The sequence below is a fragment of the Pseudoalteromonas sp. A601 genome (assembly GCF_002165575.1).
In the GTDB taxonomy this organism is placed as follows: domain Bacteria; phylum Pseudomonadota; class Gammaproteobacteria; order Enterobacterales; family Alteromonadaceae; genus Pseudoalteromonas.
Window position 1 is genome coordinate 1 of record NZ_MXQF01000087.1, and the last position, 824, is coordinate 824.

The 824-nt window shown below is 50.6% G+C and carries 1 rRNA gene; it reads left to right on the forward strand.

Features of this window, described 5'->3' with window-relative positions:
- A 23S ribosomal RNA gene (locus B5G52_RS21780) occupies positions 1-773 on the forward strand; the annotation flags it as partial.
- Between the last annotated feature and the right edge of the window lie 51 nt (positions 774-824).

Consider the following 824-nt stretch of genomic DNA (forward strand, 5'->3'; position numbering starts at 1 on the left):
GAAGATGAGACGCTAGTTTTGTTGGAGTCGTCCTTGAAATACCACCCTTGTAGTTTTGATGTTCTAACGTTGGCCCCTGAATCGGGGTTACGGACAGTGCCTGGTGGGTAGTTTGACTGGGGCGGTCTCCTCCCAAAGAGTAACGGAGGAGCACGAAGGTTGGCTAAGTACGGTCGGACATCGTACGGTTAGTGTAATGGTAGAAGCCAGCTTAACTGCGAGACAGACACGTCGAGCAGGTACGAAAGTAGGTCATAGTGATCCGGTGGTTCTGAATGGAAGGGCCATCGCTCAACGGATAAAAGGTACTCCGGGGATAACAGGCTGATACCGCCCAAGAGTTCATATCGACGGCGGTGTTTGGCACCTCGATGTCGGCTCATCACATCCTGGGGCTGAAGTCGGTCCCAAGGGTATGGCTGTTCGCCATTTAAAGTGGTACGCGAGCTGGGTTTAGAACGTCGTGAGACAGTTCGGTCCCTATCTGCCGTGGGCGTTTGAGAATTGAGAGGGGTTGCTCCTAGTACGAGAGGACCGGAGTGAACGAACCGCTGGTGTTCGGGTTGTCATGCCAATGGCATTGCCCGGTAGCTACGTTCGGAACTGATAAGCGCTGAAAGCATCTAAGCGCGAAGCAGGCCTCGAGATGAGTTCTCACTAGACTTTTAAAGTCTCTGAAGGGCCGTTGAAGACTACAACGTTGATAGGCAAGATGTGGAAGCATAGTGATATGTTAAGCTAACTTGTACTAATTACCCGTGAGGCTTAACCATACAACGCCAAACGCGTTTTATGTGATAGTGAAACAAGCGAAGAAGTTAATA